The 25657-nt window shown below is 64.2% G+C and carries 36 protein-coding genes; 17 read left to right on the forward strand and 19 right to left on the reverse strand.

Features of this window, described 5'->3' with window-relative positions:
• Positions 1-63: 63 nt before the first annotated feature.
• Entirely contained in the window at positions 64-957 is an 894-nt protein-coding gene (locus tag IVB29_RS24970; protein ID WP_247506062.1) for a LysR family transcriptional regulator, read from the reverse strand.
• Positions 958-1062: 105 nt separating this feature from the next.
• Between IVB29_RS24970 and IVB29_RS24975 the strand changes: the two genes are divergently transcribed.
• Together IVB29_RS24975 and IVB29_RS24980 are read left to right on the forward strand one after the other, a co-directional pair.
• Complete coding sequence (locus tag IVB29_RS24975) at positions 1063-1803, forward strand: SDR family oxidoreductase (protein ID WP_247506063.1); 741 nt, start codon at positions 1063-1065, stop codon at positions 1801-1803.
• Between the two features lie 36 nt (positions 1804-1839).
• Positions 1840-2058, forward strand: coding sequence for a 4-oxalocrotonate tautomerase family protein (locus tag IVB29_RS24980; RefSeq protein WP_247506064.1), 219 nt, complete (start codon positions 1840-1842; stop codon positions 2056-2058).
• Between the two features lie 121 nt (positions 2059-2179).
• Here the strand turns inward: IVB29_RS24980 and IVB29_RS24985 are convergent, their stop codons facing one another.
• Positions 2180-2731 (reverse strand): carboxymuconolactone decarboxylase family protein, encoded by a 552-nt coding sequence (locus IVB29_RS24985; protein WP_247506065.1) that lies wholly within the window; start codon positions 2729-2731, stop codon positions 2180-2182.
• Between the two features lie 69 nt (positions 2732-2800).
• On the opposite strand from IVB29_RS24985, the gene IVB29_RS24990 reads away from it, so the two are divergent.
• From IVB29_RS24990 to IVB29_RS25005, 4 genes are all read left to right on the forward strand, one after another.
• Positions 2801-3154, forward strand: coding sequence for an MmcQ/YjbR family DNA-binding protein (locus tag IVB29_RS24990; RefSeq protein ID WP_247506066.1), 354 nt, complete (start codon positions 2801-2803; stop codon positions 3152-3154).
• A 147-nt stretch (positions 3155-3301) separates the two neighbouring features.
• Complete coding sequence (locus IVB29_RS24995) at positions 3302-3454, forward strand: hypothetical protein (protein ID WP_247506067.1); 153 nt, start codon at positions 3302-3304, stop codon at positions 3452-3454.
• Positions 3455-3525: 71 nt separating this feature from the next.
• On the forward strand, positions 3526-4398 hold the full coding sequence (locus tag IVB29_RS25000) for a bifunctional helix-turn-helix transcriptional regulator/GNAT family N-acetyltransferase (protein WP_247506068.1): 873 nt from the start codon (positions 3526-3528) through the stop codon (positions 4396-4398).
• 54 nt (positions 4399-4452) lie between these two features.
• Positions 4453-4839 carry an ester cyclase gene (locus IVB29_RS25005; protein WP_247506069.1) on the forward strand — a complete coding sequence of 129 codons (387 nt, stop codon included), beginning with the start codon at positions 4453-4455 and terminating at the stop codon, positions 4837-4839.
• 22 nt (positions 4840-4861) lie between these two features.
• Here the strand turns inward: IVB29_RS25005 and IVB29_RS25010 are convergent, their stop codons facing one another.
• A complete protein-coding gene (locus IVB29_RS25010; RefSeq protein ID WP_247506070.1) occupies positions 4862-6085 on the reverse strand; it encodes an MFS transporter in 1224 nt (407 codons plus the stop codon).
• A 180-nt stretch (positions 6086-6265) separates the two neighbouring features.
• Here IVB29_RS25010 and IVB29_RS25015 point away from each other — a divergent pair, with 180 nt between their 5' ends.
• Positions 6266-6724, forward strand: coding sequence for a cupin domain-containing protein (locus IVB29_RS25015; RefSeq protein WP_247506071.1), 459 nt, complete (start codon positions 6266-6268; stop codon positions 6722-6724).
• Here the strand turns inward: IVB29_RS25015 and IVB29_RS25020 are convergent.
• The 3 genes from IVB29_RS25020 to IVB29_RS25030 form a co-directional block, all read right to left on the reverse strand.
• Positions 6721-7737: an esterase gene (locus tag IVB29_RS25020; RefSeq protein ID WP_247506072.1), complete on the reverse strand. Its 1017-nt coding sequence runs from the start codon at positions 7735-7737 to the stop codon at positions 6721-6723. The genes IVB29_RS25015 and IVB29_RS25020 overlap by 4 nt on opposite strands.
• Before the next feature lie 75 nt (positions 7738-7812).
• Positions 7813-8403 carry a DUF308 domain-containing protein gene (locus IVB29_RS25025; RefSeq protein WP_247506073.1) on the reverse strand — a complete coding sequence of 197 codons (591 nt, stop codon included), beginning with the start codon at positions 8401-8403 and terminating at the stop codon, positions 7813-7815.
• A gap of 100 nt (positions 8404-8503) precedes the next feature.
• The gene (locus IVB29_RS25030; protein ID WP_247506971.1) at positions 8504-9088 is read right to left on the reverse strand and encodes a TetR/AcrR family transcriptional regulator; all 585 of its coding nucleotides are present in this window, start codon (positions 9086-9088) and stop codon (positions 8504-8506) included.
• 77 nt (positions 9089-9165) lie between these two features.
• On the opposite strand from IVB29_RS25030, the gene IVB29_RS25035 reads away from it, so the two are divergent.
• Positions 9166-9666, forward strand: coding sequence for a peptide deformylase (locus tag IVB29_RS25035; RefSeq protein ID WP_247506074.1), 501 nt, complete (start codon positions 9166-9168; stop codon positions 9664-9666).
• Positions 9667-9817: 151 nt separating this feature from the next.
• Here IVB29_RS25035 and IVB29_RS25040 read toward each other — a convergent pair whose 3' ends face one another.
• On the reverse strand, positions 9818-10489 hold the full coding sequence (locus IVB29_RS25040) for a TetR family transcriptional regulator (protein WP_247506075.1): 672 nt from the start codon (positions 10487-10489) through the stop codon (positions 9818-9820).
• A 79-nt stretch (positions 10490-10568) separates the two neighbouring features.
• Between IVB29_RS25040 and IVB29_RS25045 the strand changes: the two genes are divergently transcribed.
• Entirely contained in the window at positions 10569-11699 is a 1131-nt protein-coding gene (locus IVB29_RS25045; RefSeq protein WP_247506076.1) for an NAD(P)/FAD-dependent oxidoreductase, read from the forward strand.
• 61 nt (positions 11700-11760) lie between these two features.
• On the opposite strand, the gene IVB29_RS25050 is transcribed toward IVB29_RS25045, so the two are convergent.
• The gene (locus IVB29_RS25050; RefSeq protein ID WP_247506077.1) at positions 11761-12642 is read right to left on the reverse strand and encodes an AraC family transcriptional regulator; all 882 of its coding nucleotides are present in this window, start codon (positions 12640-12642) and stop codon (positions 11761-11763) included.
• Between the two features lie 219 nt (positions 12643-12861).
• Here IVB29_RS25050 and IVB29_RS25055 point away from each other — a divergent pair, with 219 nt between their 5' ends.
• Positions 12862-13308: an Rrf2 family transcriptional regulator gene (locus tag IVB29_RS25055; protein WP_247506078.1), complete on the forward strand. Its 447-nt coding sequence runs from the start codon at positions 12862-12864 to the stop codon at positions 13306-13308.
• Between the two features lie 140 nt (positions 13309-13448).
• Positions 13449-14093, forward strand: a complete 645-nt coding sequence (locus tag IVB29_RS25060) for an NAD(P)-binding domain-containing protein (RefSeq protein ID WP_247506079.1) — start codon at positions 13449-13451, stop codon at positions 14091-14093.
• Between the two features lie 73 nt (positions 14094-14166).
• On the opposite strand, the gene IVB29_RS25065 is transcribed toward IVB29_RS25060, so the two are convergent.
• The 3 genes from IVB29_RS25065 to IVB29_RS25075 form a co-directional block, all read right to left on the reverse strand.
• Entirely contained in the window at positions 14167-14571 is a 405-nt protein-coding gene (locus tag IVB29_RS25065) for a nuclear transport factor 2 family protein (protein ID WP_247506080.1), read from the reverse strand.
• A 1-nt stretch (position 14572) separates the two neighbouring features.
• Entirely contained in the window at positions 14573-15469 is an 897-nt protein-coding gene (locus IVB29_RS25070) for an MBL fold metallo-hydrolase (RefSeq protein WP_247506081.1), read from the reverse strand.
• A 72-nt stretch (positions 15470-15541) separates the two neighbouring features.
• Positions 15542-16186: a DsbA family protein gene (locus IVB29_RS25075; RefSeq protein WP_247506082.1), complete on the reverse strand. Its 645-nt coding sequence runs from the start codon at positions 16184-16186 to the stop codon at positions 15542-15544.
• 109 nt (positions 16187-16295) lie between these two features.
• On the opposite strand from IVB29_RS25075, the gene IVB29_RS25080 reads away from it, so the two are divergent.
• Positions 16296-17195 (forward strand): LysR family transcriptional regulator, encoded by a 900-nt coding sequence (locus IVB29_RS25080; protein WP_247506083.1) that lies wholly within the window; start codon positions 16296-16298, stop codon positions 17193-17195.
• A 15-nt stretch (positions 17196-17210) separates the two neighbouring features.
• On the opposite strand, the gene IVB29_RS25085 is transcribed toward IVB29_RS25080, so the two are convergent.
• Positions 17211-18113, reverse strand: a complete 903-nt coding sequence (locus IVB29_RS25085; protein ID WP_247506084.1) for an HNH endonuclease — start codon at positions 18111-18113, stop codon at positions 17211-17213.
• Positions 18114-18260: 147 nt separating this feature from the next.
• Entirely contained in the window at positions 18261-19157 is an 897-nt protein-coding gene (locus IVB29_RS25090) for a LysR family transcriptional regulator (protein ID WP_247506085.1), read from the reverse strand.
• 267 nt (positions 19158-19424) lie between these two features.
• On the opposite strand from IVB29_RS25090, the gene IVB29_RS25095 reads away from it, so the two are divergent.
• The 5 genes from IVB29_RS25095 to IVB29_RS25115 all read left to right on the forward strand — a co-directional run bounded on the left by IVB29_RS25095 (position 19425) and on the right by IVB29_RS25115 (position 22734).
• Positions 19425-20159 (forward strand): SDR family oxidoreductase, encoded by a 735-nt coding sequence (locus IVB29_RS25095; RefSeq protein ID WP_247506086.1) that lies wholly within the window; start codon positions 19425-19427, stop codon positions 20157-20159.
• 50 nt (positions 20160-20209) lie between these two features.
• Positions 20210-20962: a glucose 1-dehydrogenase gene (locus IVB29_RS25100; RefSeq protein WP_247506087.1), complete on the forward strand. Its 753-nt coding sequence runs from the start codon at positions 20210-20212 to the stop codon at positions 20960-20962.
• Positions 20963-20993: 31 nt separating this feature from the next.
• Positions 20994-21593: an NAD(P)-binding domain-containing protein gene (locus IVB29_RS25105; RefSeq protein ID WP_247506972.1), complete on the forward strand. Its 600-nt coding sequence runs from the start codon at positions 20994-20996 to the stop codon at positions 21591-21593.
• Between the two features lie 85 nt (positions 21594-21678).
• Positions 21679-22089: a nuclear transport factor 2 family protein gene (locus tag IVB29_RS25110; RefSeq protein ID WP_247506088.1), complete on the forward strand. Its 411-nt coding sequence runs from the start codon at positions 21679-21681 to the stop codon at positions 22087-22089.
• 12 nt (positions 22090-22101) lie between these two features.
• On the forward strand, positions 22102-22734 hold the full coding sequence (locus IVB29_RS25115; protein WP_247506089.1) for a class I SAM-dependent methyltransferase: 633 nt from the start codon (positions 22102-22104) through the stop codon (positions 22732-22734).
• A gap of 39 nt (positions 22735-22773) precedes the next feature.
• Here the strand turns inward: IVB29_RS25115 and IVB29_RS25120 are convergent, their stop codons facing one another.
• The 6 genes from IVB29_RS25120 to IVB29_RS25145 all read right to left on the reverse strand — a co-directional run bounded on the left by IVB29_RS25120 (position 22774) and on the right by IVB29_RS25145 (position 25582).
• Positions 22774-23193, reverse strand: a complete 420-nt coding sequence (locus IVB29_RS25120) for a PIN domain-containing protein (RefSeq protein WP_256466917.1) — start codon at positions 23191-23193, stop codon at positions 22774-22776.
• Positions 23194-23210: 17 nt separating this feature from the next.
• Positions 23211-23516: a hypothetical protein gene (locus IVB29_RS25125; protein ID WP_247506091.1), complete on the reverse strand. Its 306-nt coding sequence runs from the start codon at positions 23514-23516 to the stop codon at positions 23211-23213.
• A 79-nt stretch (positions 23517-23595) separates the two neighbouring features.
• The gene (locus IVB29_RS25130) at positions 23596-23979 is read right to left on the reverse strand and encodes a hypothetical protein (RefSeq protein WP_247506973.1); all 384 of its coding nucleotides are present in this window, start codon (positions 23977-23979) and stop codon (positions 23596-23598) included.
• A complete protein-coding gene (locus tag IVB29_RS25135; protein ID WP_247506092.1) occupies positions 23979-24131 on the reverse strand; it encodes an integrase in 153 nt (50 codons plus the stop codon). The genes IVB29_RS25130 and IVB29_RS25135 overlap by 1 nt, the downstream gene beginning before the upstream one ends.
• A gap of 169 nt (positions 24132-24300) precedes the next feature.
• Positions 24301-24903 (reverse strand): glutathione transferase GstA, encoded by a 603-nt coding sequence (gene gstA / locus IVB29_RS25140; protein ID WP_247506093.1) that lies wholly within the window; start codon positions 24901-24903, stop codon positions 24301-24303.
• Between the two features lie 34 nt (positions 24904-24937).
• Positions 24938-25582: an NAD(P)-binding domain-containing protein gene (locus IVB29_RS25145; protein ID WP_247506094.1), complete on the reverse strand. Its 645-nt coding sequence runs from the start codon at positions 25580-25582 to the stop codon at positions 24938-24940.
• Between the last annotated feature and the right edge of the window lie 75 nt (positions 25583-25657).

The following is a 25657-nucleotide window of genomic DNA, read 5'->3' on the forward strand; positions in this document are numbered from 1 at the left end:
CCTAAGGCCGCCAACGACCAATTCTTGCTCAGCCTCGACGGGCAACGCAACGACTTGTAGCCCTTACAGCTTCGCCGCGGCAAAGATGCCCGAGATCCAGTCCAGGAACACGCGCAGGCGCAGCGCGAGCTGGCGGTTTTGCGGATACAGTGCGGAGAGCGGCGTTGGCGACGGCGGATAGTCGGCGAGCACCTCGACCAGCGCGCCGCTGGCGAGATCGTCCGCGAAACGATAGCGCGGCGCCTGTGCGAGGCCGAAGCCGAGCCGTGCCAGATCGGCCATGGTGTCGGAATTGTTGACGCGCACCCGGCTCGGCAGCACGACGTGCCGCAGCGCGCGTGCGACGGAAAATTCCAGCGGCAACACATCGCCGGTGCGCGAGGAGAGGAAGGCGACCATCTGATGCCCATCGAGCGCATCGGGCGCCACGGGCATGCCGTGGCTGGCGATATAGGCCGGGCTCGCCACCGTGATCTCCGCGATCGTGCCCAGTCGGCGCAAGATCATCCCGCTGTCTTCGGGCTCGCCCGAGCGGATCACGCAATCGATGCCCTCGCGCACGAGATCGACCAGGCGGTCGCCCTGCCCGATCTGTAATTCGAGCTGCGGATAGCGCGCCAGAAATTCCGGCAGATGCGGTAGGATGAAGGTGCGGGTCAGCAAGGGATGCGCGTCGATGCGCAGCAGGCCGCGCGGCTGCGCATCGCGCATCGCGGCTTCCGCTTCCTCGACCTCCGCCAGGATGGCGACGCAGCGGCGGTAATAGTCCTCGCCGTCGAGCGTCGGCGTGACATGCCGCGTCGTCCGTTCGAGCAGACGCGCGCCGAGACGCGCCTCGAGACCGCGCAGCACCTCGCTCGCCGTCGAGCGGGGAATGCCGAGATCAGCCGCCGCAGCCGTAAAACTCTGCCGCTCGACGAGGCGGATGAACAGGCGCATGGCGTCAAAGCGGTCCATGGCCAATTGTTCACCACAGCCGACAAGTGATGGCAAGTCCTGGGCGATTATCCGGACACAACGATCAGGTATCTCTCGGTCAGACCACACCTGAGGAGAGCTGCCATGACCAACCAATCCCAGCGCGCGGCCATCGTGACCGGCGGCTCCCGCGGCATTGGCGCTGCCATCGCCCGCCGGCTGGCGCAGGATGGAATTGCGGTTGCGATCAACTATGCCAGCGGCCGCGACGCTGCCGAGGCGCTCGTTGCCGAGATCGAAACCGCGGGCGGACGCGCCGTCGCCGTGCAGGCCGATCTTGCCGATCCGGCAACCTCGGCGCGGCTGTTCGATGCGGCCGAGCAGGCCTTCGGCGGCGTCGACATCCTCGTCAACAATGCCGGCGTGATGGAGCTCGCCCCGCTCGCCGAGGTGACCGACGAAGCGTTCGCGCGGCAGACCTCGATCAACCTCGACAGCGTGTTCCGGTCCTTGCGCGAAGCCGCGCGGCGGCTCCGCGACGGCGGACGCATCGTCAATTTCTCCTCGAGTGTCATCGGCCTCTATCAGCCCGGCTATGGCGCCTACGCCGCGACCAAGGCCGCGGTCGAAGCCATGACGCACATCCTTGCCAAGGAGCTCGGCAACCGGCGTATCACCGTCAACGCGGTGGCGCCCGGGCCGGTCGAAACCCGGCTGTTCCTCGAAGGCAAGAGCGAGCAGCAGGTGCGCGCCATCGCCGCCATGAATCCGTTCGGCCGCCTCGGCCAGCCCGACGACATCGCTGGAATCGTCGCCTTCCTCGCCGGACGAGACAGCGGCTGGGTCAACGGCCAGGTCATCCGCGCCAATGGCGGCGTGGTCTGACACACCGCACGACACTTCAACACGGAGAAAACCATCATGCCTTTCGCCAACATCAAGATCCCGCAGGCCGCGCTGTCGCGCAGCCAGAAGGCGGAGATCGTGCATAACCTCACCGCGCTGTTCGTCCACTATTTCGGCGAAGCAGCGCGGCCGCACACGATGGTGCTGATCGAGGAAGTGCCCGATGGCGGCTATGGCCGCGCCGACGAGGTGTTCGTGGTTCCCGACGCCTATCGCGCCAGCGACGCGGCCTGACGGCTCACCTCACCTTGAGCGACAGCTCCGTGCCGCCCTTGAGCCGCCCGCAGCAACCCACAACTCCGTGATCGGGTACCTCTGCGCGACCCTTCCGGGGCCAATGCCGGCGGGCGCAGCGCTACTCGGCGGCTTCGCTGTGGGGCACGCCCTGCTCGACTTCGAGCTGGAGAATGTCGTTGAAGCGGTTGAACGCGCCGCACAGCGCGATGCGCCATGTCAGCTCCACGATCTGCGCTTCCGAGAAATGCGCGCGCAGGCGGGCAAAGATTTCGTCGCGGGTCTTGTTCCAGTTGTTGGTGACGGCAATGGAATATTCGACGACGAGCCTGTCGAGCTCATCGAGCTCAGGGTGATCCTTGTAGTCGACGAGGCGCGCGGCGCCCTCCTCCGACACGCCCTGGATTGCCAGCTTCGGCGCGTGGTGCGAGACGCAATAGTCGCATTTGTTGAGCAGCGAGACCGTGACCAGCGCCAGCTCGAGATGGCGCTTCGACACCTTGCCTTCCTGGGCGAGATCGACGAGCAGCGACCACATGTGCTTGAAGATCGGCGCGCGATGCGCCATGACGCCGGCCTGGTTCTCGAACGCACCGTAGGTCGTCATCTTGTCCCACAGCGGCCTCAGCGCCTCCGGCAGATCGTCCCTGGTCTTGATCGAAACCCGCGACATGGCAATTCATCCCTGGTTGGCAAGCGTATGCTGCCATAAAGATGAGCCTTGCGTCTCGGGTGCGATCGCATGACACCCAAGACATTCGAAACGCGCTGCCTGCGCCTGCCCGCCGCCACCAAGGTGGTGCAGTGGGAAGGCACCTCCGTGTTCAAGGTCGGCGGCAAGATGTTCGCGCTCGGCGGCGGCTTTGCCGCAAGCTCCGGCGGCTACATGTTCAAGGTCTCGGACATGGCCTATGCGATGCTGATCGAGCACGGCGTTGCGCGGCCGGCACCGTATCTGGCACGCGCCAAATGGGTGCAGCTCGTCGGCAACAACGCGCTGCCCGATGCGGAGCTGACCGCCTATCTCGCGCAGGCCCATGCCCTGATCGTCGCAAAACTCACGCGCAAATCGCGCTGGGCGCTGGGGCTCGACTGAGTGGGAGCACCCGGGGCCGCGTGAGCCGGCGGGCGACCGGGCTTGTTCCCTCTCCACAACGTGATGAAATGGTCCTCATCCTCCCACTGGCATCATGCTGCACTGCAACTAGCTCAATGGAAAGTTCATTCCAGTTGGAGATTTCCCATGAGCAAGTTCAGCACTGCATCCACCAAGACCCATCGCTACGAACTGGTGCACGGCGAAGGCGCCGACTTCGTCGCCTATCAGCGCCGCCGCGAGGACGGCCTGTGGCAGACCTTTGCGACGTGGATGATTCCGCACGCCATCTGCAACTAGCGCGCGCTCATCCTTCGCTTGTGAAGTGAACATGCATTGACTGGGGACAATATCTGACTAAAGTCAGGTATATGCTCGACCCCGTCTCCCGCGTCCGCCGCTTCAACCGTGCCGTCACCTCCGCCGTCGGCGCGCTCGACACCTCGTTCCTCGGGCGCGGCCGGCCCCTTGGGGCGGCGCGCGTGCTCAATGCGATCGGGCACGGACGCTCGGACGTGGCCGAGATCCGCGACTATCTCGCTCTCGATTCCGGCCTGATGAGCCGCCTGCTGCGCAGCCTCGAGGACGAAGGCGTGGTCGAGACCATCGCGCACGAAGACGATGCGCGGCGCCGTGTGGCAAAGCTGACGCGCGCGGGCCGGCGCGAGTTCGCGGCCTATGAGGCGCTGTCCAACACGCAGGCCGAGAGCTTCCTTGCGCAGCATTCGCAGCGCGAGACGCTGCTGGCGGCAATGGACCTGATCGCCTCGGCGCTGACGCGCGAGCGCGTCGCGCTCGCCGAGATGGATCCGCAGAGCGAGAAGGCCCGCTACTGCCTCGGCGAGTATTATGCCGAGCTCGGCCGCCGCTTCAAACAGGGGTTTGACGTTTCTCTTTCAAGAGACCCGGATGCCAAGGACATGCGCCGTCCGCGCGGCGCCTTCATCGTCGCGATCTCGGACGCGCTGCCGATCGGCTGTGTGGGCTTGAAGGGAACCGATCACGGCTACGCCGAGATCAAGCGGCTCTGGGTCGCCCCTGCGGCACGCGGATTGCGGCTCGGCCGGCGCCTGATGGACGCAGCCGAGGATGCAGCGCGCGGGCTCGGCATGGCGCTGCTGCGGCTCGACACCAACAGCGCGCTGCCCGAGGCCGGCCAGCTCTACCGCACCACAGGCTGGATCGAGATTCCGCGCTTCAACGACGATCCCTATCCGGATTTGTTCTTCGAGAAGCGCCTGTGAGCTGAGCCCACTTCCCTTCTTCCGCGTTGTCACCGAAGCCTTGGGAGCTTCGATATGGCCAGAGACGATCTCGCCGACATCTACCGCGATTACATCGCCTGCCTGAACCGGCAGGATTGGCCGACGCTTGGACGCTTCGTCCATGATGACGTCGCCCACAACGCGCGGCCGCTTGGCCTCGCCGGCTATCGCGCGATGCTGGAGCACGATTTTCGCAAGATTCCAGACCTGCGTTTCAACATCGAGCTGCTGATCGCCGATCAGTCCAACATCGCGGCACGGTTGAAGTTCTGTTGCGCGCCGGTCGGGACATTTTTGGGACTCGCCGTGAACGGCAGGCGCGTCTCCTTCTGCGAAAACGTGTTCTATGAATTTCGCGATGGAAAGATTTGGCAGGTGTGGTCGGTCATCGACAAGGCGGCGATCGAGGCGCAGCTCTGACGCCGCGCCTCGATCGTCGCATTCACGCCGTCGCGGGTGCCGCTGCCTCGCCTTGCGGCTTGGCAAATGGCCGGAAATTCATCGCCATCAGGAACGCACCCAGGCCCATCGCCCAGGAGGCGATATAGAGCCAGGCGTAGCTGGAGAACGCGTCGTAGATCAGGCCGCCGGCAAGCGGACCGGTCGCCATGCCCAGGCTGCCGGCCATCGCGGTGCCGCCGATCACGGTGCCCATCATCCGAAGCGGAAAGTTTTCGCGGATCAGCACGGCATAGAGCGGCATGGTCCCGGCATAGATGAAGCCGAATACGGCCCCGACCGCGTAGAACGTCGCGAGTTGATGCGCGAAGACATAACCGAGCGCGCCAAACGCCTGCAGCAGGAGCCCCGAGACCAGCACGCGCTTGGCGCCGAAGCGGTCACCCATCAGACCGAAGGCGATGCGTCCGCCGAGGCCGGCAAAGCCCTCGATGCTGTAGATCGTCACCGCCGCGACCAGCGGAATGCCGCAGCTCACGGCATAGCTGACGGTGTGGATGATCGGTCCGGAATGGGTGGCGCAGCAGAAGAAGTTTGTCGCGAGCAGGATGAGGAACTGCGGCGAGCGCAGCGCCTCGCTCATCGACATCTCGCCTTGCGGCGCGCCCTTGCCCGTTGGTGCGGCCACGGCCTGCGCGAGCGCCGGCGGGCGCCGCACCAGGAACGAGACCGGGATCATGATCGCGCCGACCACCAGCGCCACGATCTGCATCGCGGTGCGCCAGTCATGGTTGGAAACAAGCCACGCCGCGAGCGGCGCCATCGTCATCGGCGCCACACCCATGCCGGCCGATACCAGCGACACGGCCAGGCTGCGATGCGTATCGAACCAGCCGGTGACGGTCGCCATCATCGGGGCGAAGATCGCCGCGCAGGAGGCGCCGACCAGGAGGCCAAACACGAACTGGAACGCCAGCAGCGAGCTCGCATGGCTCGCCGCGAACAGGCTCAAGGCCAGCACGCAAGATCCCGTCAGCACAACCGGCCGCGGCCCGAAACGATCCGTCAGCGTGCCCCAAGCCATGCTGGTGAAGGCCATTGCCAGAAAGCCGATCGTCATCGCGCTGGAAATGCCGGTCACCGACCATCCGGTGTCCTTGGCAATCGGCTGCAAGAACACCGGCAGCGAGAACATGCCGCCAATCGCGACGCAGCCGAGCAAGCCGCCGGCGGCGACGATCACCCAGCGATAGGAGGAAGCGTTCATTTTGGTCTCCCGTCAGGTCTGTCTGGGTGGAAGACGAATGGGAACGGCGCGGGCCGACATGACGACCGTACTTTAATTTTCCCGCCGGCGCACCGCCACCCGGCTGTTCCGCCATCACCGCCTCTGGTGCACTGCGCCCGCACCACATAACTTCGAGCGCAAAATTCCGGGGAACAGCTCATGCCAAAGATCGACATCGCTGCCGTCCCGGCCCGCAAGGGCTCCGGCTATCCCGCGCCCTTCGCCGCTCCTTGCACTGATCGTATCCGCAAGCGGCTCGGCAATGCCGGAGGCCTCTCGGATTTCGGCGTCAATCTGATGCGACTGCCGCCGGGCAACTGGTCGAGCCAGCGGCACTGGCACTCGCATGAGGACGAGTTCGTCTATGTGCTCGAAGGCGAAGTGACGCTGATCGAGGACGGCGGCGAAACCGTGCTGCGCGCGGGCGACTGCGCCGCCTTCCCGAAGGGCAGCGGCAACGACCATCACATGATCAACCGCTCGGATGCGACGGCCGTCTATCTCGAAGTCGGCTCGCGCGCTGCCGACGACCTCACGACGTGCTCCGACATCGACATGATGAGCGCCAATTCCGATGGAAGGTTCGTGCACAAGGACGGCACGCCCTATCCGGACTAATTCGCCAGCCCCTGCTTCCCGATCCAGTCGTTGACGAGCCGCGCGACGTCGTCCGAGTTGCGGTCCATCATCATCATGTGGGTGTTGCCCTTGATGCCCATCTTGGGAAGCTCGAACGTATCGACCTTGCCGCCCGCGGCCGCAACCGCCTGCCCCCATCTGGTCGGGTTGACCACGAGTTTCGACCACACCGGGACCTTGTCGAGGAAATCGCCCCAGACGATCAGATGCGGCACGCCCTTGAGTTTTGCCGCATCGGCCTTCGCCGGATCCGGCGCGCCCGAAGGTTCGATGGTGATCAGCGCCTTCACCTTGTCAGGCGCATTGAGCGCGGCGGTGAAGCCGAAATTGCCGCCCTGGCTGTGGACCAGGATGATGCACGGGCACACTTTCTGCACCAGCGCGTCATAGGCTTTTTGCGTGGCCGCGTCGTTCGTGGCCCAGCGCGGAATGCCCTGCTTGGCAAACTGGTCGAAAGCCTCGATCGGGAATTGCTCGCCCTCGAACGCCTCGCGCTTGCCGCCGACCTCGTAAGCAGGCCCGATCCGGAACAGCTCCCACGCCTCCTTCTTGGGCCGGAAGAACGGCTCGCTCTTGAAGATCTCGGGATAGCGCGCCCAGGACGCACGTCCGCGCTCGACCGCATCGGAGACGTAGACGTCATAGCCGGCATTGAGGAAGAACTGCTGCCAGCCCGGCTTGCCGTCGGGCTTGGTCTCCCATGTCACCCCCGAGAGCCCGCCGCCATGCCACAGCAGCAGCGGCAGCTTGGATTTCGGCGCGGCCTGCCTGACGAACTGGACGTACATCTGCTCGACCTCGAACTCGCCGTTCGGATCGACCTTGATCGGCGGGGCGCCCGGCGAGAACACGATCTCCTTGGATGCAAGTCCGCTCAAGGTTTCGGTGTGACCGCCGATGTGAAAGCTGCCGACTTCCTTGACGAGATAGTCGGCAGCGGCCGGCGTTGCCGCTGCGATGGTTGCCGCCAGTGCGATTGCGATCCTGCGCATGAAGTTTCCTCCGACTCTTGTTGTTGGCGGCATTGTTGCCAACAACAATCTCGAAAACAACCCCATGCCATCGCATCATCCCAACTGCGCCCGCCTGGCGCGCTGGCGCCATGCGCTGACGGTGAGCCACACCGCCGAAACCAGGAAGTAGACCGCACCAACTGCGGCATAGCCCGCGACGTCAGCGATCGTCGGAGACATCGGCGTCGTGGCCTGGAAGATAAAGAAGCCGCCGGCGAGCGCTGACTGGCCGCCGCTGAGCACCATCGCCCACTGCGCGCCAAAACTCTTCCAGCGCCGGATGGCCGTCCCGAGCTGAAGCAACCCTGATAGTATCGCCCAGGCGCCGAACACGCCGAGCACCAGGTTCATGCTCATCTGCAAGGCGACGAGAACGGCGACGGTGGTCGCGAGGCTGACCACGACGTTCAGCGCCTGCGTGCGGTTTTGAGTGAGTCCGCCGCTGCGCAAGCCATCCACGAAGTTCGCTGCGGCGTCCCATGAGGGATAGAGCACGAGCAAGGCGCCGGCGATCACGGGAGACGATGCCCCGACAGCAAATGCAGCAATGACCCAGGCGACGGAGAACGCCGCCCGGATGAAGTAGTATTGTTTCAGCCATTGCTCGCGATCGGTACGAACGGGGTCCAATTGATAATGCGACACGGCACTTTCTCCTTTACCTACTGGTTGGTAGTTTGCGCGCAGCGAGCTGCGCTCACCCACGCCTGCCTGCGGGATGTCGTGATCGTCTCGCCGATGTCTCTCAGTGTTTTGTGGACAGCCGCTCCAGCAACGGGGCGGTGATCACACCGAACATTTTTGGATCGCCATAGGCGCGTGCCGACAGCATCGCGCCGTGAACGGTCGCCATGAATCCTTCCGCCTCGACCTTCGCCGTGCTGGATAGATACAGCCGCCCCTTCCGTCTGCCGCGCTCCATCACCGACGTCAGCCAGGATGCGAGTGAACGGAAATGCGCACGAACTTCGAGCGCGACTTCCTCCGGCAAAATCGGAAGCTCGCTGGCCAGCAGTGCGCAGACGCAGAAAGGCGCCGACGCATCCGCGATGCACGCCTCCCAATAGCCGACATAGCTTTTGAGCTGGTCGCGCGGATCCGGAATGTTGCGCTCGAGTGCGGCCAGTCCCGCTTCGGCTTCCTCGCGGTAGCGCGACACGAGGGTGCGGACCAGATCGACCTTGCTGGCGAAATGGTGGTGGATACTCGGTTTGCGGATGCCGACGATTTCGGCGATGTCGGCGTAGCTGAAGCCGTTGTAGCCGCCCGCAATGATCAGGGTGCGCGCGCAGGCCAGGATGTGGTCGGCGGTCGAGGAAACGTTGGTCATGACCATTAACTACCTTCCAGTTGGTAGGCCGTCAAGAATGGGGTGCTTCAACCATCCGTGAGTGGTAGGAGCCCCGCATGACCATTCGCCCGATCGTCCGCTATCCCGACCGCCGGCTCGCGATGCCGGCCCGCCCCGTCACGGTCTTCGACGACAGCTTGCGCGAGCTCGCAACGGACCTGCTCGATACCATGCGCGCCGCCCCCGGCATCGGCATCACCGCGTCGCACATCGGCGTGCCCTTGCGGGTCGTCGTGCTGGAACTCGACGCCAAGGACGGCCCGCAGACCTACGTCAATCCTGAGATCAGTTGGGCCTCGCCCGAGATGATCCTGCACAAGGAAGGCAGCGTCTCGATGCCCGGGGTCAACGACGAGGTCCAGCGCCATACGCGCGTGCGGATCAGCTATCGGGATCTCGACGGCAACATGCAAAGCGAGGAGTCCGACGGCTTGCGCGCCGTGTGCCACCAACACGAGATCGACCAGCTCGACGGCCTATTCTGGATCCAGCGGCTGTCGCGGCTGAAGCGCGAGCGGCTGGTGAAGAAGTACGAGAAGATGGGGCGCGGCGTGTAAACAGCGTACGGCGAATTGGTAGTCCGCGGCTGCGCGAAGCGCAGTCCGCTGGCGTAATCCATCTTTCATCGCGCCCTGTTGACCGATGGCGGATTACGCTTCGCTAATCCGCCCTACGCGCTCGAACCACAAGGCCGGGCAGATTCGCTCGTCACCGCACCGCACCGATCCCCGCCAGGATCAAATCGATGCCCGCAAGAAACTGCGCACGGTCGTCGTGATCGCGGAGCTGCGTCGCCATCTGACGTACGAAGGGATATTTCGCGGGATCGAGTGCCGCCCACTTGCCGGCGACACCTGCGAGAAAGGTCGATCGGTCCGTCCCGGGTGCAACAAGGCGGGCGTTGGCGGCGTTCTGTCCGGCGACGCCGAGGATGTAGTGCACGAGCGCGGACGCGGAGTCGAACAATGCGGCCGACGACACGCCGAGCGCCTGGAGGCGTCCGCCGACGCTCTCGATGATCTCCAGCGTTGCGGGCCGCCATGGCTCGCGGAAGAGCTGGGCACCGACCCAGGGATGGGCGTCGATCGCGTCGAACACCCCGAGTGCAACCGCACGGATCGCCTCGCGCGGCGCCGTATCACCCGCCACTTTGGACATGACACGGGCGATGACCTCGTCGGTTGCCGCGGCGAGCAACTCGCTCTTGTCGGCGACGTGCCAATAAATCGCGCCGCTGCCGGTCGCGAGATGCGCCGCAAGCGCACGGACTGTCAGCGCGCCCTCGCCGCCGCTGTCGAGGATTTCGATCGCAGCAGCGATGATGCGCTCCCTCGATAACGCGTCGGTGCGCCGTTCAATCCGATGAGCCTTCTTTGCCATGGACGTCATCTTGACATGAATGGAACGTTGCTCCAATACCATGGAACGGCGTTCCAATGGGTATGATGAAGGGTTTCCGATGGCGACTCCGGTCACGATTGTCGGTGCAGGCCTCGGCGGCCTCACCCTCGCCCGCGTGCTCCACCTGCATGGCATTCCCGTTCATGTCTACGAGGCCGAAGCCTCGGCGATGGAGCGGACGCAGGGCGGGATGCTCGATATCCACGACGACAGCGGACAGCTCGCCCTCAAGGCCGCAGGCCTGTTCGAGCAATTTCGTAAACTCATCCACGCCGGTGGCCAGGCCTCGCGCGTGCTCGACCGGAATGGCAAGGTGCTGCTCGATGAGCCCGACGACGGCACAGGCGGTCGGCCCGAAGTGAACAGGGGAGCCCTGCGGGGCATCCTGCTGGATTCCCTTCCGCCAGCGACGATTCAATGGGGCAAGAAGCTCGCGAGCGCCGTCGCGCGCGGCGACGGGCGGCACAAGCTGACTTTTGCCGACGGGTCCAGCACAAGCACGGAAATTCTCGTAGGTGCTGACGGCGCGTGGTCGAAGGTGCGGCCGCTGCTGTCCGACGCGGTGCCACGCTATGTCGGCACGTCGTTCATCGAGGCTTATCTGCGCGACGCCGACATCAGGCACGCCGCGACAGCCGAAGCGGTCGGCGGCGGTGGGCTGTTCGCGCTCGCGCCCGGCAAGGGCATTTTGGCGCACCGCGAGCCCGAGAGCGTGCTTCACGCCTACATCGCACTGAACCGCTCCGCCGAATGGTTTGCCGCCATCGACTTCAGCGATGGCGGCGCAGCAGTCGCGCGCATCGCGGCCGAATTCGACGGCTGGGCGCCTGATCTCACCGCGCTGATCACCGAGGCCGATATGCCGCCGGTGCTGCGCATGCTCCACACGCTGCCGAACGGCCATCGCTGGGATCGTGCACTCGGGGTGACACTTTTGGGCGACGCCGCGCATTTGATGCCGCCGGCCGGCGACGGCGCCAACCTCGCGATGCTCGATGGCGCCGAGCTCGGCCAGGCCATCGCTGCCAGCCCCGATGACGTCGAGACTGCGTTCGCGGCTTACGAAGATGCGATGTTTCCCCGCAGCCAATCAGCCGCGGTGGGCGCGCATCAGATTCTCGAACTCTGCCTCGGCGAGCGCGCGCCGTTCAGTCTGGTGGAATTCTTTACCGGCATGCGCGGTTCGTAGGCGGATTAGCCGCAAGGCGTAATCCGCCATCTCTCATCAGGGCGGCGGTCAAGATGGCGGATTACTTCAGCGGCAGAAAAACGTCCGCCACCGTCTCGTGCTCCGGCACTTCCGGGAAGAAGCTCAGCCGCTGGCAATAGATCGGGAAGTCGCGCACCTCCTCGCCGCTGGCCGGTAGCCAGTCGCGATAGAGATAGAGCGCGGCGGGCTCGAGATTGTCGGTGTAGCCGACGACACGCAGCACCGCGCAGCGGCCGCCCGGGATCTCGCCGGGCTTGATCCCCTCGCCGTTCGCCGCGATCGGCTGGTCGGTCCCGACACAAAGGTCGATGCGATAAACGGCAGGCGGGACGGGACGCCGCTCGGAATGCCAGACATTGAAGGTCGGATTTGTTTTGGGGTGCAGGCCGGCGGCCTTGCGCCACGCGATGAACCGCTGGATGGTGGCACGAAGCGTCTCGGGGCTGCCCCGATGCTCCATGATCGCGACCTTTGTGGTGGACACGTCGCGGATCGTCACGTCGTCGGTGGTAAAGGTTGTCTTCATGAGCTTGCTCCTCGCGTTGTCGAGAGGCCCGAAGGCCGCAAGCCACGGCTCCCAGTCCGGCGATTTCCGGAACGACGACGGCGATTGCCCGACCCGTTGCCGAAAGGCGCGGGCAAAGGCGTCAGGCGCGTCGTAACCGGCATCCATCGCGATATCGGTGACGCTTTGGGCGTCACTGTAGGCCAGCTGATGCGAAGCACGCTTCAGACGGACCAACTGAACATAGCGATGCACTGATAACCCGAAGGTCGCCGTGAACTGCCGGTGGAAATGAAATTTCGAGAAGGACGCAACGGCGCTGACCGTGTCCAGGTCCAGATCAGCGTCGAGATGCCGGTCGATATGGTCCAGCACCCGCCGCATCCGGGCCTGATAGTTTTGCAGCGCCGCCTTCATCGTCCTTCCTCCGTGGCGGCTCCAATTAGGCGCCGATAGCGATGACGCGCTCGACCGATCTTGCGGTTTGGCATGGATCCCATCGACCTCATTCGTGAGCGTGACAGGCAACTACGCAAGGATCAAGACGGCGGCCACTCGGCAGGGATGACGCAAACGAAGTGTGTTGACATCGCCAATAGTGTGTAATAGTGATGGTTACACACAAACGAGATTGTCATGCCGACCAGCACCCGCTTCGCCGTCGCCGTCCATATCCTCACCGCTCTTGCCGTCAGCGACGGAAAGCCGCTTCGGTCGGAGGATATCGCCTATTCAGCCAACACCGGTGCCGTCGTCATCCGCGGGCTGTTGTCGCGTCTGAGCGATGCCGGGCTGACGCGTTCGCAACTCGGAGCGGGTGGCGGCTCCTTGCTGGCCAAACCGGCAAGGAAGATTCGGCTGCTCGATGTCTATGCGGCGGTCGAGGACACCGAGCTGTTTTCGCTGCACCGGACACCGCCTTGCGAGAGCTGCGCGGTCGGCGGCAACATCCTCGAAGCGATACAGCCGGTTCTGGACCGGGCGCGCAAAGCGCTTGAGGCTGAACTCGCGAAAGCGACGGTGGCGGATGTTGCGGCCGAGGTCGCGCGGCTGGGCAAGTTCTCCATCCCGCTCGTCTGGTAATAGATCTTGCGTTTAAATGTCGTCATGTCATTGACACATAATCATTCGGTATCGACCGACGTCGATCAGCGAACGGCCGACCAGCCTTCGGGGCGCTGGCGGTTTTTCTTTTCAAGCCCCTCACCTCACAGGAGTCCATCTTGAGTATTGGTATCATCGGTTCTGGCGCCCTCGGCTCAAACCTCGCACGTGCCTTGGCCAAAAAAGGAATCTCGGCCACGATTTCCAACAGCCGCGGACCGGAATCCTTGGCGTCGCTGGTCCAGGAATTCGGCCCTTCGATCAAGGCCGGCACCGTGGAAGCGGCAGCAAGTGCTGATATCGTCATCGCCGCCGTGCGCTGGGTCGATGTGGAAAAGGTGTTCAGCCGCTTGTCGGCCTGGAACGGACGCATCGTCGTCGACGCCACCAACCCGGTGGAATTCCTCGATCCCAATTCGCCGGATGCGAAGGACCCGAGCAATCCGCTGGCGGCCTACGGCATCAAGGCCGTCGATCTCGGCGACAAGCATTCGAGCCAAGTCTTCAGCCAGTTCGTTCCGGGCGCCCGCGTGGTCAAGGCGTTCAACCATAACGACGTCGCGGCGCTGTCCGAGCCGGACGTGGCGGGTGGCCAGCGCGTGCTGTTCTATTCGGGCGATGACGCGGCCGCAAAGGTGGAGCTTCGCAAGCTCATCGAAGGCACCGGCTTCTTCCCGGTGGATCTGGGCTCGCTCAACGTCGGCGGACGATTGGCAACACTGCCCTTCGGCGCGCTGGCCGCGCACAACTTCATCAAGATCTAGCAGGCGCCGGAACGAAAAAGGGGAGCCCGCATGTCGCGGGCTCCCTCTCGTATATACCGACGTCAGCCGGCTGTCAGTGGCCGGCAGGCTCCAACGCCTTCTGCACCATCGCGGTGTCGACATATTGGGTCATGCTGGCGATCTTGCCGTCCTTCACCAGATAGAGATGCGCGAACGCGGCGCGCATGGATTTGCCCGTTGCCTTGTAGGTCCCGGAGTAGACGCCGAAGGCGGCGACGCGGTGGCCGTCTTCGAGGTAGGTGTGAACCTCGGCGCGGTAGCCGATCCATTCAGCGGCGAGACGCCGGAACACGCCTGATATGATCGCGTCGGGTCCGACATAGGTGCCCGCATACGGAAACCCTTCCGCTTCGGTCCACGCGGCGTCGGGAGCGAGAGCGGCCAACAGGTTGCGGCCGTTCTCTTCCGACGACGATCCCTCATAGGTGGCGCGGATCAGGTCGAGGTTCGCCCCCATCTCAACCCCATTTCATCTCGCCGGTGGCGACCTTGGCGCCGATGTCGAGCGCAACGCCCATGCCAAGGCCGGGGAAACGCGCTTCCATCGCCGCCTTGAGCGCGGCGGAATCCTTGGCCTTGGCCAGCTCTTCGTCGAACGCCTTGAGGTAGGCGATGGTGTGCTCGACACCGGACAGGTCGGTCTTCGCATCCACCGACAAATGGCCGGGCACGACGATCGCCGGCTTGCGCGCCGCGATCTTTTCGAGATTGGCGATCCAGGCGGCGCGCTGCTCCTTGGTCGGCGTGTCGGCGGTCCAAACATGGACGCCGGAGAAGATCAGTACGCCGCCGAACACCGCGTTGAGCGAGGGCACGAACAGATAGCGCCGGTTGACCAGCCCCTCTGCGCTGACGATCTCGATGGTCTCGCCGTCCACGCTGAGCGTCTTGCCGTCGAATGCTTCGGGGATGACCACGTCGGCCAACACCTGCGGGCCGTTCTCCTTGAGTTGCGGCCCCCAGACGGCAAGCTTCTTTTCGACGCTGGCGTTAATGGCCGCCAATGTTGCCGGGGCCGCGATCACGCGGGCCTCGGGGAAGACCGCCTTGATGGCGCGGAGGCTGAAATAATAATCCGGGTCCGACTGGCTGATGTAGATCGTGGTGAGCTTCTTGCCGGTTGACTTGATCGCGTCGGCGACAGCCTTGCCGTCGGGCAGCGTGAAGCCGCCATCGATCAGCACGGCTTCGCTCGGCCCGGACACCAGAACGGGAGCCCGGAAGAAGCCTTTCTGTCCGGCTGGAAAATGCTTCCAGGTGAGCCCGCCGGCGGCATGGCCGAAGCCCGCGGGTGCGAAGACGGCCGCGGCGCCCGCGGCGAGAGTGGTTTTCATGATGGTTCTCCTTGTCTGCATGTTGGTCTCCTGGTGCTGGTCTGCGATCGCGAAATTCAAATGGGATGGTCTCGACTGTGTTGATCGCTGCGCTCAGGCCGCCTTCAGTCCGTCGATCAGGACGTCCAGGCTGCCGAACAGCGCGCTCGCCTCCACAAGGCGGCGATCATTGCCGGTCCCAACGATCAGGGCTGGGACGCCGTTAGCGCCAAGCCGGCGCATCTCGGCACGCGCGGCCTCAAGGCGCGCGCGGTAGGCGACGATCAATGCGGCGTCGGGTGTCGCCATGCGCGCGGCGACCTCCGGCAAATTGGTCGCGCGCAGCACATCCGACAGAACGGCCATGTCCGTGCTGTCGCGGCCTTCGATATAGCGGACCAGCTGAAAGGCTTTCAGCGCCTCGAACTCCCGATCAGGCGCCCTGAGCGCAACTGCCGTGAGCGCCAATGTTGCCGGGCCGGAATCGAACAGGCGCGTGCGGTCGCCCAGCACATCGCGGCGATAGGCTTCGCTGAAAGACTGGCCGCTCAAGCGCGAAATCCGCTGGTCGTTGCTCCAGGCGTAGGCCGCAAAACCATCGTCCATCGGACGGGCGCCCTCGCCGGCGAACAGGCCTGTCGGCGCAAGTTCGACTGCGAAATCGGCTCGGGCGACGAGCTGTTCGAGCAGCGGGGCGGCGCCGTAGCACCAGCCGCAGAGCGGATCGAACAGGTAGGTGACGGGAATGGGCGCGGACATGGCGATCTCCTTCAATCGCAATGTGGCACGCGCACATTGGTAGATAAATATCAACAAAATAGACAGAATGTATGTTATAGACTAACAATTGAACTGACCGGGCTAGCCCATGAACCTGAACCGACTGGCCTATTTCGCAGCCGTCGTGGACACCGGATCGTTCACCCGGGCAGCCGAGCGGCTCGGCATCACCAAGGCCGTGGTGAGCCAGCAGGTGGCGCAGCTGGAGCGCGACCTCGGCACCAGCCTTCTGGTGCGCACGACGCGCCGGGTTCATCCGACCGAGGCGGGCCGGACGTTTCATGCGCGCTGCGTCATGATCCTGCGCGAAGCGGAGGATGCCTTCGACGAGCTCGCCCAGGCGGCCGCCGAGCCGACCGGCACATTGCGGATCACGGCGCCCAATGACTACGGCACGACCGTCGTCGTCGCCGTCGTCACGGCCTACGCCGCCCGCTATCCCAGCTGCCGGGTGGAGTTGACGCTCGAAGATCAGACGGTCGACCTCGCCTCGGGCCAGATCGACATGGCGATCCGTGTCGGCTGGCTGGTCGATTCCAGCCTGCAAGCGCGCAAGATCGGATCGTTCCGGCAAATTCTGGTCGGCGCTCCCGCATTCGCGGATCGGATCGCCGCCGCGCGCGATCCCGACGATCTCGTGACGTTTCCGTTCATCGCCAACATGGCGCTGCGCGAGCCGCTGCTGTGGCAGTTCTCGCGCGGCGATCTCGATCGACGCGCCGTGCGCCTGCAGGCGAGCATCGCCATCGACACGACGCCGGGGGTGCTCGCGGCCGTGCTCGCCGGCGGCGGCCTGTCGGTGCTGCCGGATTTCCTGGTGGCAGACGATCTGGCGGCGGGGCGCCTCATTCACATCCTGCCGCCATGGCAACTGCCATCCGGCGGCATCCACACGGTGTACCCAGCGGCCCGCTTTCGTCCGCCCAAGGTGACCGCGTTCGTGGAGATGCTGATCGCGGCTCAGCGACGGGCGGGTTCGATCTTATGAGCCGTATGGCTTTGCTTATTGTTTGAAGCAATGCTCTCGGTGCCACTTCAAGAAGTGCGGATGCGGCCGATCTGATGCCCGGCGCGGCGCAAGAGCGCGCCCCGTCTTGTTGATGATCGATCGCACTCCATCCAGATCGTTTGTCTGGCGCGAGATCAATATCTCCAAATTATCCGCGAAACCGATGAGACCACGATCAAACATCCAATGTGCGGTGCCCGAAAGAGCAACCCCATTGCTGATGATATCCGGCCCGTTTGCCTCCACCGGTCGTATGTGAGCCGCCTCGACCTCCGCGCGCCCCATTCCATTGATGAGCTTGAGGCCGGTGACGGCGCAACGCTCGTCATAGGCGCGGAGGACGACCCGGCGAAAAACTCGATCGCGCAGAATTCTCGAGATCGTCACGCTAACACGGTCGCGCTGCTGCTCAGCCGCGAACGGCACCTGCAGCCGGTCGTTAAGCTCGAGCGATGGAGTGTCGCCGTCGCGCCGCGGCAGCACCGGCGCGTTCTCCGCGAAACCAAGCTCGCATATTCTATTGAAATCGTCCGGAGAAATTGGGCGGACTGCGGACTGAGCGCGTCCTGAGATACGTCCCTGCTCGTTGAGGACGCCGCGCTCTACTGGACCTGTCGGTCCGTTGAAAGGGACGGGATTGGCAAAATCGAGATAGCTTCCTGGTTCAATTAAAGCGAGATACATCCCGGAAGTACCGGGATCGGGAATAACCTGCTGAACCCGTGCAATTGCAAAGTAACCGCGCGTTTCAGCGACCTTGCTCGGTTCGTAATATATTATCCAATCGCCGACGCAGGCTTCAACGCGATGGAGATACTGACTGGGAAATTGGTACTGCTCAGCGGGGCTGTCATCGTAGATCGAGTCCAATCGATGGATGAATACCCCAAATCCCATGACCTAAGCGGCGTTGCCTATCCAGGAAACAACACCCAGCGATGTTGGACCAATAGCCGTCACTACCCTACTCCCAGTCGATTGTTCTGAAGCACGATAACGCATCGATCTGTCGAGGCCAATCTTTCCTCCCGCGACCCGCCAGCGTCAGTCGCGCGAGATGGACAGCCCCGCGAGAAGCGGCGCGTACGCGGCAAGCCTGCGGGATACGAACTCCGTGAAGAGCCGCACGCGCTTGGTCTTGCGCGTCTCGCCCTGGGTGAGAAGCCAGAGCGTACCGTACATGTGCAAGTCTGTGCCCGGCACTCTCACCAGCAGCGGGTCGGCATCTCCGACGAAGCACGGCAGTGTCGTGATGCCGAGCCCTTGCCGGACGGCTGCAATCTGCGCCCCGGCGTCCGAGGTCCTGAATGGAACACCGGTGGTGCGAACCTCGCCCTCGCCGGCCCAGTCCGGGATGCCATGCATGCTGATGACGATCCAGCGGATCGGATCAGGCGCGCCGGCACGCCACGCGGCCAGTCGATCCCGGGACATGTAGACGGCGCCGAACAGCTCCGGTCCTTTCACGCCGTGAAGATTGAGCGGCAGGGTCTTGCGGTCGTAGACGACGCGGATCGCAACGTCGGCCTCCCGGTTGGTCAGATTTGCCAGCTCGCCGAACGACAGGATGTCCATCTCGATATCAGGATGCAGGCGCGCGAAATCGGCGAAATCAGGCATCAGCAGGTGCGTCACCAGCGGCGGCGCCAGCGTCACCCGCAGACGCCCGCGCACGCTCTGGTCACGCCCGAACACGCGCGTCTCCAGCTGGTGCGACGATGCTTCCATCTGGTCCGCGAACTCGAGGACCTCCTCGCCCGCGGCCGTCAGGCGGTAGCCCGAAGGCAGCTTTTCGAACATGTGGACCCCGAGGCGCTCCTCGAGCTGGGCGATGCGTCGCAGCACGGTCGCGTGGTTCACGCCGAGTTGCTCGGCGGCAGCCCGCACCGAGCCTCCACGCGCGACGGCCAGAAAGTAGCGAACGTCATCCCAGTCGATCATGGTGCAATCCCGCACCACGCGGTGCGCCTTCCAAAGCCCGTATCTGATGCATCTAACAGCAGTACGGCGATCATCATAGCCAGTTCCGACCAGAACGGCCCAATTCCGAACGGCGCACACTAATCGTCGCGGCCGACCTCAGTCGTCCTGCCGGATCGATTTCGCACCACCGATGTGCGCGCATCCGCACTCAACGCCTGACGCCGGCGGACCTATGTCGGGGACCTCGGGGACAGATGCTGTCCCGACACCACGACAGGAGAAATTATGGGAAAGCTTGACGGCAAGGTTGCGGTCATCACGGGTGGCGCTACCGGCATCGGCCGCGCCGCGGCCAAGCGCTTCATCGAGGACGGCGCCTTCGTCTTCATCTTCGGCCGCAGGCAGCAAGCGCTCGACGCGGCTGTCGCCGCCCTCGGGCCCAATGCCCGCGCGGTGAAGGGCTCGGTCTCGGATGAGGCCGACCTCGACCGCCTCTATGCGGCGGTGAAGGCCGAGCGCGGAACCCTCGATATCGTCTTCGCCAATGCCGGAGCGGGAAGCCAGCTTGCGCTCGGCAAGATCACTGCCGCGCACATCGACGAAACCTTCGACACCAATGTGAAGGGTACGATCTTCACGGTCCAGAAGGCGCTGCCGCTGATGAGCCGGGGCGGTTCGATCATCCTGACAGGATCGAGCGCCGGCACCACCGGCGCGCCGGCCATGAGCGCCTACAGCGCCAGCAAGGCGGCCGTGCGCAACCTCGCCCGGACCTGGGCGGAAGACCTGAAGGGCAGCGGCATCCGGGTCAACGTGCTGTCGCCCGGGGCGACCGCGACCGAACTCGCGAAGGAAGCGCTTGGCGAGGAAGGCCAGAAGGTCTTCGCCGCGATGACCCCGCTCCAGCGCATGGCCGATCCCTCGGAGATCGGGGCCGTGGCTGCCTTTCTCGCCTCGTCGGACAGCAGCTTCATGACAGCCAGCGAAGTCGCCGTCGACGGCGGCCTGGCGCAACTCTGACGCCGGCGCGATCCCGCGCCTGGCCCACACACAACGCAGGATCAAACATCATGAAAAAACTAGAAGGCAAGATCGCAATCATCACCGGCGGCAGCAGCGGGATCGGGTTGGCCACAGCCCAGCGTTTCGTGGACGAAGGTGCGCACGTGGTGATCACCGGGCGGCGCGAGAAAGAGCTGAAGGAGGCCGCGGTCTTCATCAAGACAAACGTAACGACGGTCATCGGCGACGTGTCGCGCCTGGAAGACCTGGACCGGCTCTATGCCGTCGTGAAAGAGAAACATGGTCACATCGACATCCTCTTTGCGAACGCGGGCGCGGGAACGATCGCACCGCTCGCGCTAGCGACCGAGGCCCATTTTGACCAGACCTTCGACGTCAACGTGAAGGGGCTGTTCTTTACGGTGCAGAAGGCCCTTCCCCTCTTTAGGGATGGCGGTTCGATTATCCTGAACTCTTCGGTCTCGAACGTGAAGGGGCTGCCAGGGTTCAGCGTCTACGCCGCGAGCAAGGCGGCGGTGCGCAGCTTCTCGCGCGCGTGGACGTTGGAGCTGAAAGACCGCAAAATCCGCGTCAATACGATGAGCCCCGGACCGACCGAGACTCCCGCCCTGGAAACGACGACGGGCCTGACCCGCGAGCAAGCCGAGCAAGCCGCCGCCGGATTTGCTTCACAGGTCCCGATGGGTCGCAGGGGCAAGCCGGAGGAAATCGCGGCTGCCGTCACGTTCCTCGCCTCCGATGAAAGTTCTTACATCACCGGCGTGGATCTCGCCGTCGATGGCGGCATGGCGCAGGTCTGACCCGGCATCAACACAGAATCGGAGACACATCATGAGCTACGCAATCATCGGCTTCGGCAAGATCGGCCAGGCTCTTGCCAAGGCGTTTGCGCGCAACGGCATCGAAGTATCCGTTGCAACCACGCGCGATCCGGAAAGCTTTGCAGCCGATGCGGCCGCGATCGGATCCACGATCATTCCCAAAAAGCTCGCGGACGCCGTCAAGGCGGACGTCGTCTTTTTGGCCGTCCGTTTCGAGTCGCACCAGGATGTCGCGAAGGCGCTGTCGACCTGGCAGAGGAAGACGATCGTCGATGTGACCAACGCCTACGGCGTGCCCCCTGAGACACTGGGGGGACAACCTTCTTCCAAGGCCGTCGCGCAAGCCTTCACCGGCGGACGACTGGTCAAGGGCTTCAATCATCTGGGTGCTGCCGTCCTCGGCCAAGATCCGACCGTCCAAGGTGGCAGGCGCGTCGTGTTCCTGGCGAGCGACGATGACGACGCCGCAGCGGAGATTGGCGCGCTTGCGGAAAAGCTCGGCTTCGCGCCGATCAAACTTGGGGGGCTTTCGGAAGGCGGACTGCTTGTGCAGGCGCGCGGAAATAGCTGGGGTCACCTGATCTTCAAGGATCTGGTCAAGTTCGACTGAACAACACGACGCGCCCCACCGTTGGGGATACGACGCACGCGATCGGATCGAGCGCGATCCGATCGGACTAAATGGAGAAACGACCATGAGCACCCAGGCAAACGTGCAGACCGTGAAGGACTTCTTCGCCGCGATCGGCCGCGGCGACAAAGAGGGTCTGCTGGCGCTGGTCGCCGAAGACATCGAGTGGATCATCCCCGGCGAGGACTGGCCACTGGCCGGCACGCACCGCGGGCACGCGGGATTGGCGGCTGTGCTTCAGAAGGCGTCCGAAGAGGTGGAAACGTCCACGGAACCCCGGGAGTTCGTAGCGCAAGGCGACCGGGTCCTGGTCGTCGGCTTCGCGAAGGGAAAGATCCAAGCCACGAACAAGACGTTCGAGGACGACTGGATCTTCGCCATCACCGTCCGCGACGGCAAGCTGACGAACATCCGGGAGTACATCGACACGCAGGCACTGGCGCGGGCCTCGCGCGCGTCGAATGCCCAGCGGTAACGGAGATCGCCAATGTACGACCAATCCAAATTATCCGAGTTGATCCGGTTCGCACGAATAGAAGCGGGCTCCACCGTCATCGACGTCTACCCGGGCGACGGCGACTGGACCCGTCTCTTCTCCGAGATCGTGGGAGGCGAAGGACGGGTCTACAGCTTCGTGCCGGCTGAGGTCGCCCACTTCAAGAACGGTCCGGTCGGCCTCATGCGGACGCTTGCAAAGGAGCCGGGCCGAGACAACGTCGAAGCCGTCTCGGCGGACCTCGTGGCGATGCCGCAGGCCACGCCACCAGCGGATGTCCTGTGGCTGCATTTGTTCTACCACGATCTCCACACCGCGCTGATGCAAGCCACGGGCGCGACGGCGGCTCACTTCAATCGCGCCGTCTACGAGCGGCTGAAGCCCGGCGGGTCCTACATCATCATAGACCATGCCGCCGCCGTCGGGGCGGGCACGAGCGACGCCCAGTCGCTGCATCGAATCGAGCCTGCCTCCGTTCGCGCGGAGGTGGAGGCGGCCGGCTTCGTGCTGGACGCGGAAAGCACCCTGCTCGCGAACAAGGACGATCCGCACGCGATCAAGGTTTTCGATCCCTCGATCAAGGGCAACACCGATCGCTTCGCCTATCGGTTCGTGAAGCCCTGACAGGGTCCGAGGCCGGGCGTTCGCCGGCGCAGCTCTGCGCTATGGCGCGCCGATTTCGGCAAGCCCTCGCATGAGGTTCGGCGTCGACCAACTCGCGACGCCAGTCCCCGCAAAATCGCGGTCGGTCGTCCAAACGTCGGCATCGACACTCCAGGCCAGCGCCAGCACGTGCGCATCGCGCACTGATCCGTTGCGGCTCGGCACCGCCTCGCGAAGGGCCTCTTCGCAGCGGGGAACAACAGGCTCCAGTGCGGCGACAGGAACCACCGTGAGCAGCTCAGCGAGATCGTCGAGGATGGAGAGCAGTTCCGGGCGTTTCAACCCGAGTTCGATGCGCCGACGTGCTTCCTGAACGACACGGTCCGTCGTGACCAGGATCGCGCTCCCGGCGGCTTTCAGCATTGCGCCAGAACTTCGACCGCGCACGGCGGCTATCAAGATAGCCGCATCGACGACCATCGTCGTGGAGGGCCGCTTCACGCCTTCAACTTGCGGGACTTGCCGGGCTTGCCCGTCAGGGCGTTCACGGCGGCCACCGACCAGTCAACCGGATCGACCTCGCCGAATGGCGCCAGCGCCGTGTCATCCGCGGCCGCGTCGCGCCCCTTGGCCAGTGCTTCGGCCCGCTTCAGGACGGCGGCAAGGCGAGCCGGATCGGCCGACTTCAGCGGGATCAGCAAGCCCACCGTCCGATCACCGGATTTCACCGGCGTCGGGCCGGGCAACGCACCGATGGCTTCGCCGGAAATCTTCTGGAGATCGCGGATGCTGATGTGGGCCATAGGGATTACATACGCTTATATGTAATTGATTGCAAGATTCGTGGATCGACCCAGGCGAAGAACACGCACTGTCACCGGATCACTTGTTAGTCGTGCCCTCAGATGGCTGCGCTGCCGACCCGCCGATTTTCTTCGAGACCAAATAGACGTCGACGCCGCTCATCGAGCATTCCTCGCTTGATGCCTGGCTGTTCGTGATGACCTCGATCGTCTTGCCATCCCTGGTGTGAAACGTGATCTCGTAGACCTGCTGGTGGAGGTCCTTGCCGATCTTTTCGGATGCGAGACGAACGGCCTTGGTCTGCGCCTCGATCACTGACGGGATATCAATCAGGCCGGCGTTCTTGAGGTGCACGAGGGCCATGTTGGTGGGCCAACTCGCGCAGTCCGGAGACTTCGCCAGAGCCACCGCAGCCGGCATGGCAAATATTGCGGCCATCACCACTTTCAACGCGGCGCGCATCAATGCACCACCTTGCTGGTGTGGTCGCCACTTTGCCGGATCTGCTTGCGCCTGTTGATGGGCAGGACGGCAATAGACATGCCGTCGCGGTCGCCGCGCCTGTCAAGCGTCTCGCCAGGCTTGAGCTTCTGAAGTCCCGCATCGGTCAACAAGGTCTTCTCCGTTCGATTCGCCGCCAGATACCATCATGGGACAGAACCGACCGAAACGGAGCCCCTAAAAACGTGCCCAAGCGTTGGCAGCCTCTTCGCGGAAAGAACTGTTTGACGTTGGGCAAGATAAAGGTGGTTCTCAGACACCTCAGCATCTCGATGCCGCTGCCTACTCCTCGGCGTCGAGCGCTAGCTGAACCGCAGGCCTGGCCATGACCCGCTCGGCGTGCGCGACGATGTTGGGAAACGGCGAGAGATCGAAGCCAGTGAACGCTCCCCATCGCTGGATCACGAAAAGATAGGCGTCGGGGAGAGTGAAGGCCGAACCGGTCAGGAACGCCCCTCCATCGGCGAGCTCCTGCTCGATCAGCGCAAACCTGCGATTCAGGTAGGCTATGGTCGAGGCACGGGCGTCAGGGGTCAGCGCTGGATCGAACAGCCGCCCGAACGGCTTGTGCAACTCGGTGCTGATATAGGTCAAATAGCTGTTGATCCGTGCCCGCTCGATCGTGCCGGAGAGCGGCGCGAGTGTGCCAGGCGCGTATCTGTCGACGAGATACTGCGTAATCGCAGGACCTTCGGTGAGAACCTCCCCGTCATCGAGCTCCAGCGCGGGCACGTAGCCCTTCGGATTGATCGTCAGATAGTCGTTTCCCGACTCGGTTCGCTTGGTCACGGGATCGACGCGGTCGAGCGTAAAGGGCAGATCGAGTTCGCGCAGCACGAGGTGCGGCGACAAAGAGCATGAGGAGGGAGAGTAGAACAGCTTCATTGGATGTACCTTCGAAAGAGAGAGTAGATCAGCTTCATGAAATCGGCTGCCCTGCGAGATCGGCGAACACCAGCGCTTGGCGCCATCCGGCAGGGCTCGTCCTCATGGCCTGGCGGAACGCGTCGGCCATCGTCTCTGCCAGCCACGCCGCGGCCAGCCCCCCGAGATCAACCGCGGCCAGCCCGGCACCCGCCGCCAGCGCGGCAGCCACCCTCTTCGCTTCCGCGTCGTCGCCGGCGAGGAACACCTGCGCCCCTGACGCCGTCAGCCGCTCGGGGTTCTCCCTCAGCAACCGCATCACCACAGTATTGAACGCCTTCACCACGCGCGCCCGCGGTGCGGCCGCCTGCAGCTGCTCGGCGAAGCTTGGTCCCTCGGGACGCGGTGAGGCGTAATCGCCAGCCGAACCGGGCTCTCGGTTGTTCGGGTCGAGTACGATCTTCCCGGCGAGCATGTCCGGGTTGGCGGGCATGACGCCGCGCGGCGTCCACAAGACAACCTCGCCGAACGCCGCAGCCTGGTCCTGTGTGGTCGCTCGCGCACCGGCAAGTCCCAGCACCGCCTCGGCCGCCCGAGCCGGGTCGCGCGAGCCGAAGGCCACTTCGTGACCCGCCCGCGCCCAGATGGTCCCCAAGGTCTGCCCCACCGGCCCAATGCCCACGATTCCAATGCGCATCATCGTTCTCCAGCTTCCGATACTCCCAACGTAAGGGCGCGTGGCCGCGCAGGGCAGGACAAATGGTGTTGCGGCTGA

Source organism: Bradyrhizobium sp. 1 (assembly GCF_023073315.1).
GTDB lineage: Bacteria > Pseudomonadota > Alphaproteobacteria > Rhizobiales > Xanthobacteraceae > Bradyrhizobium.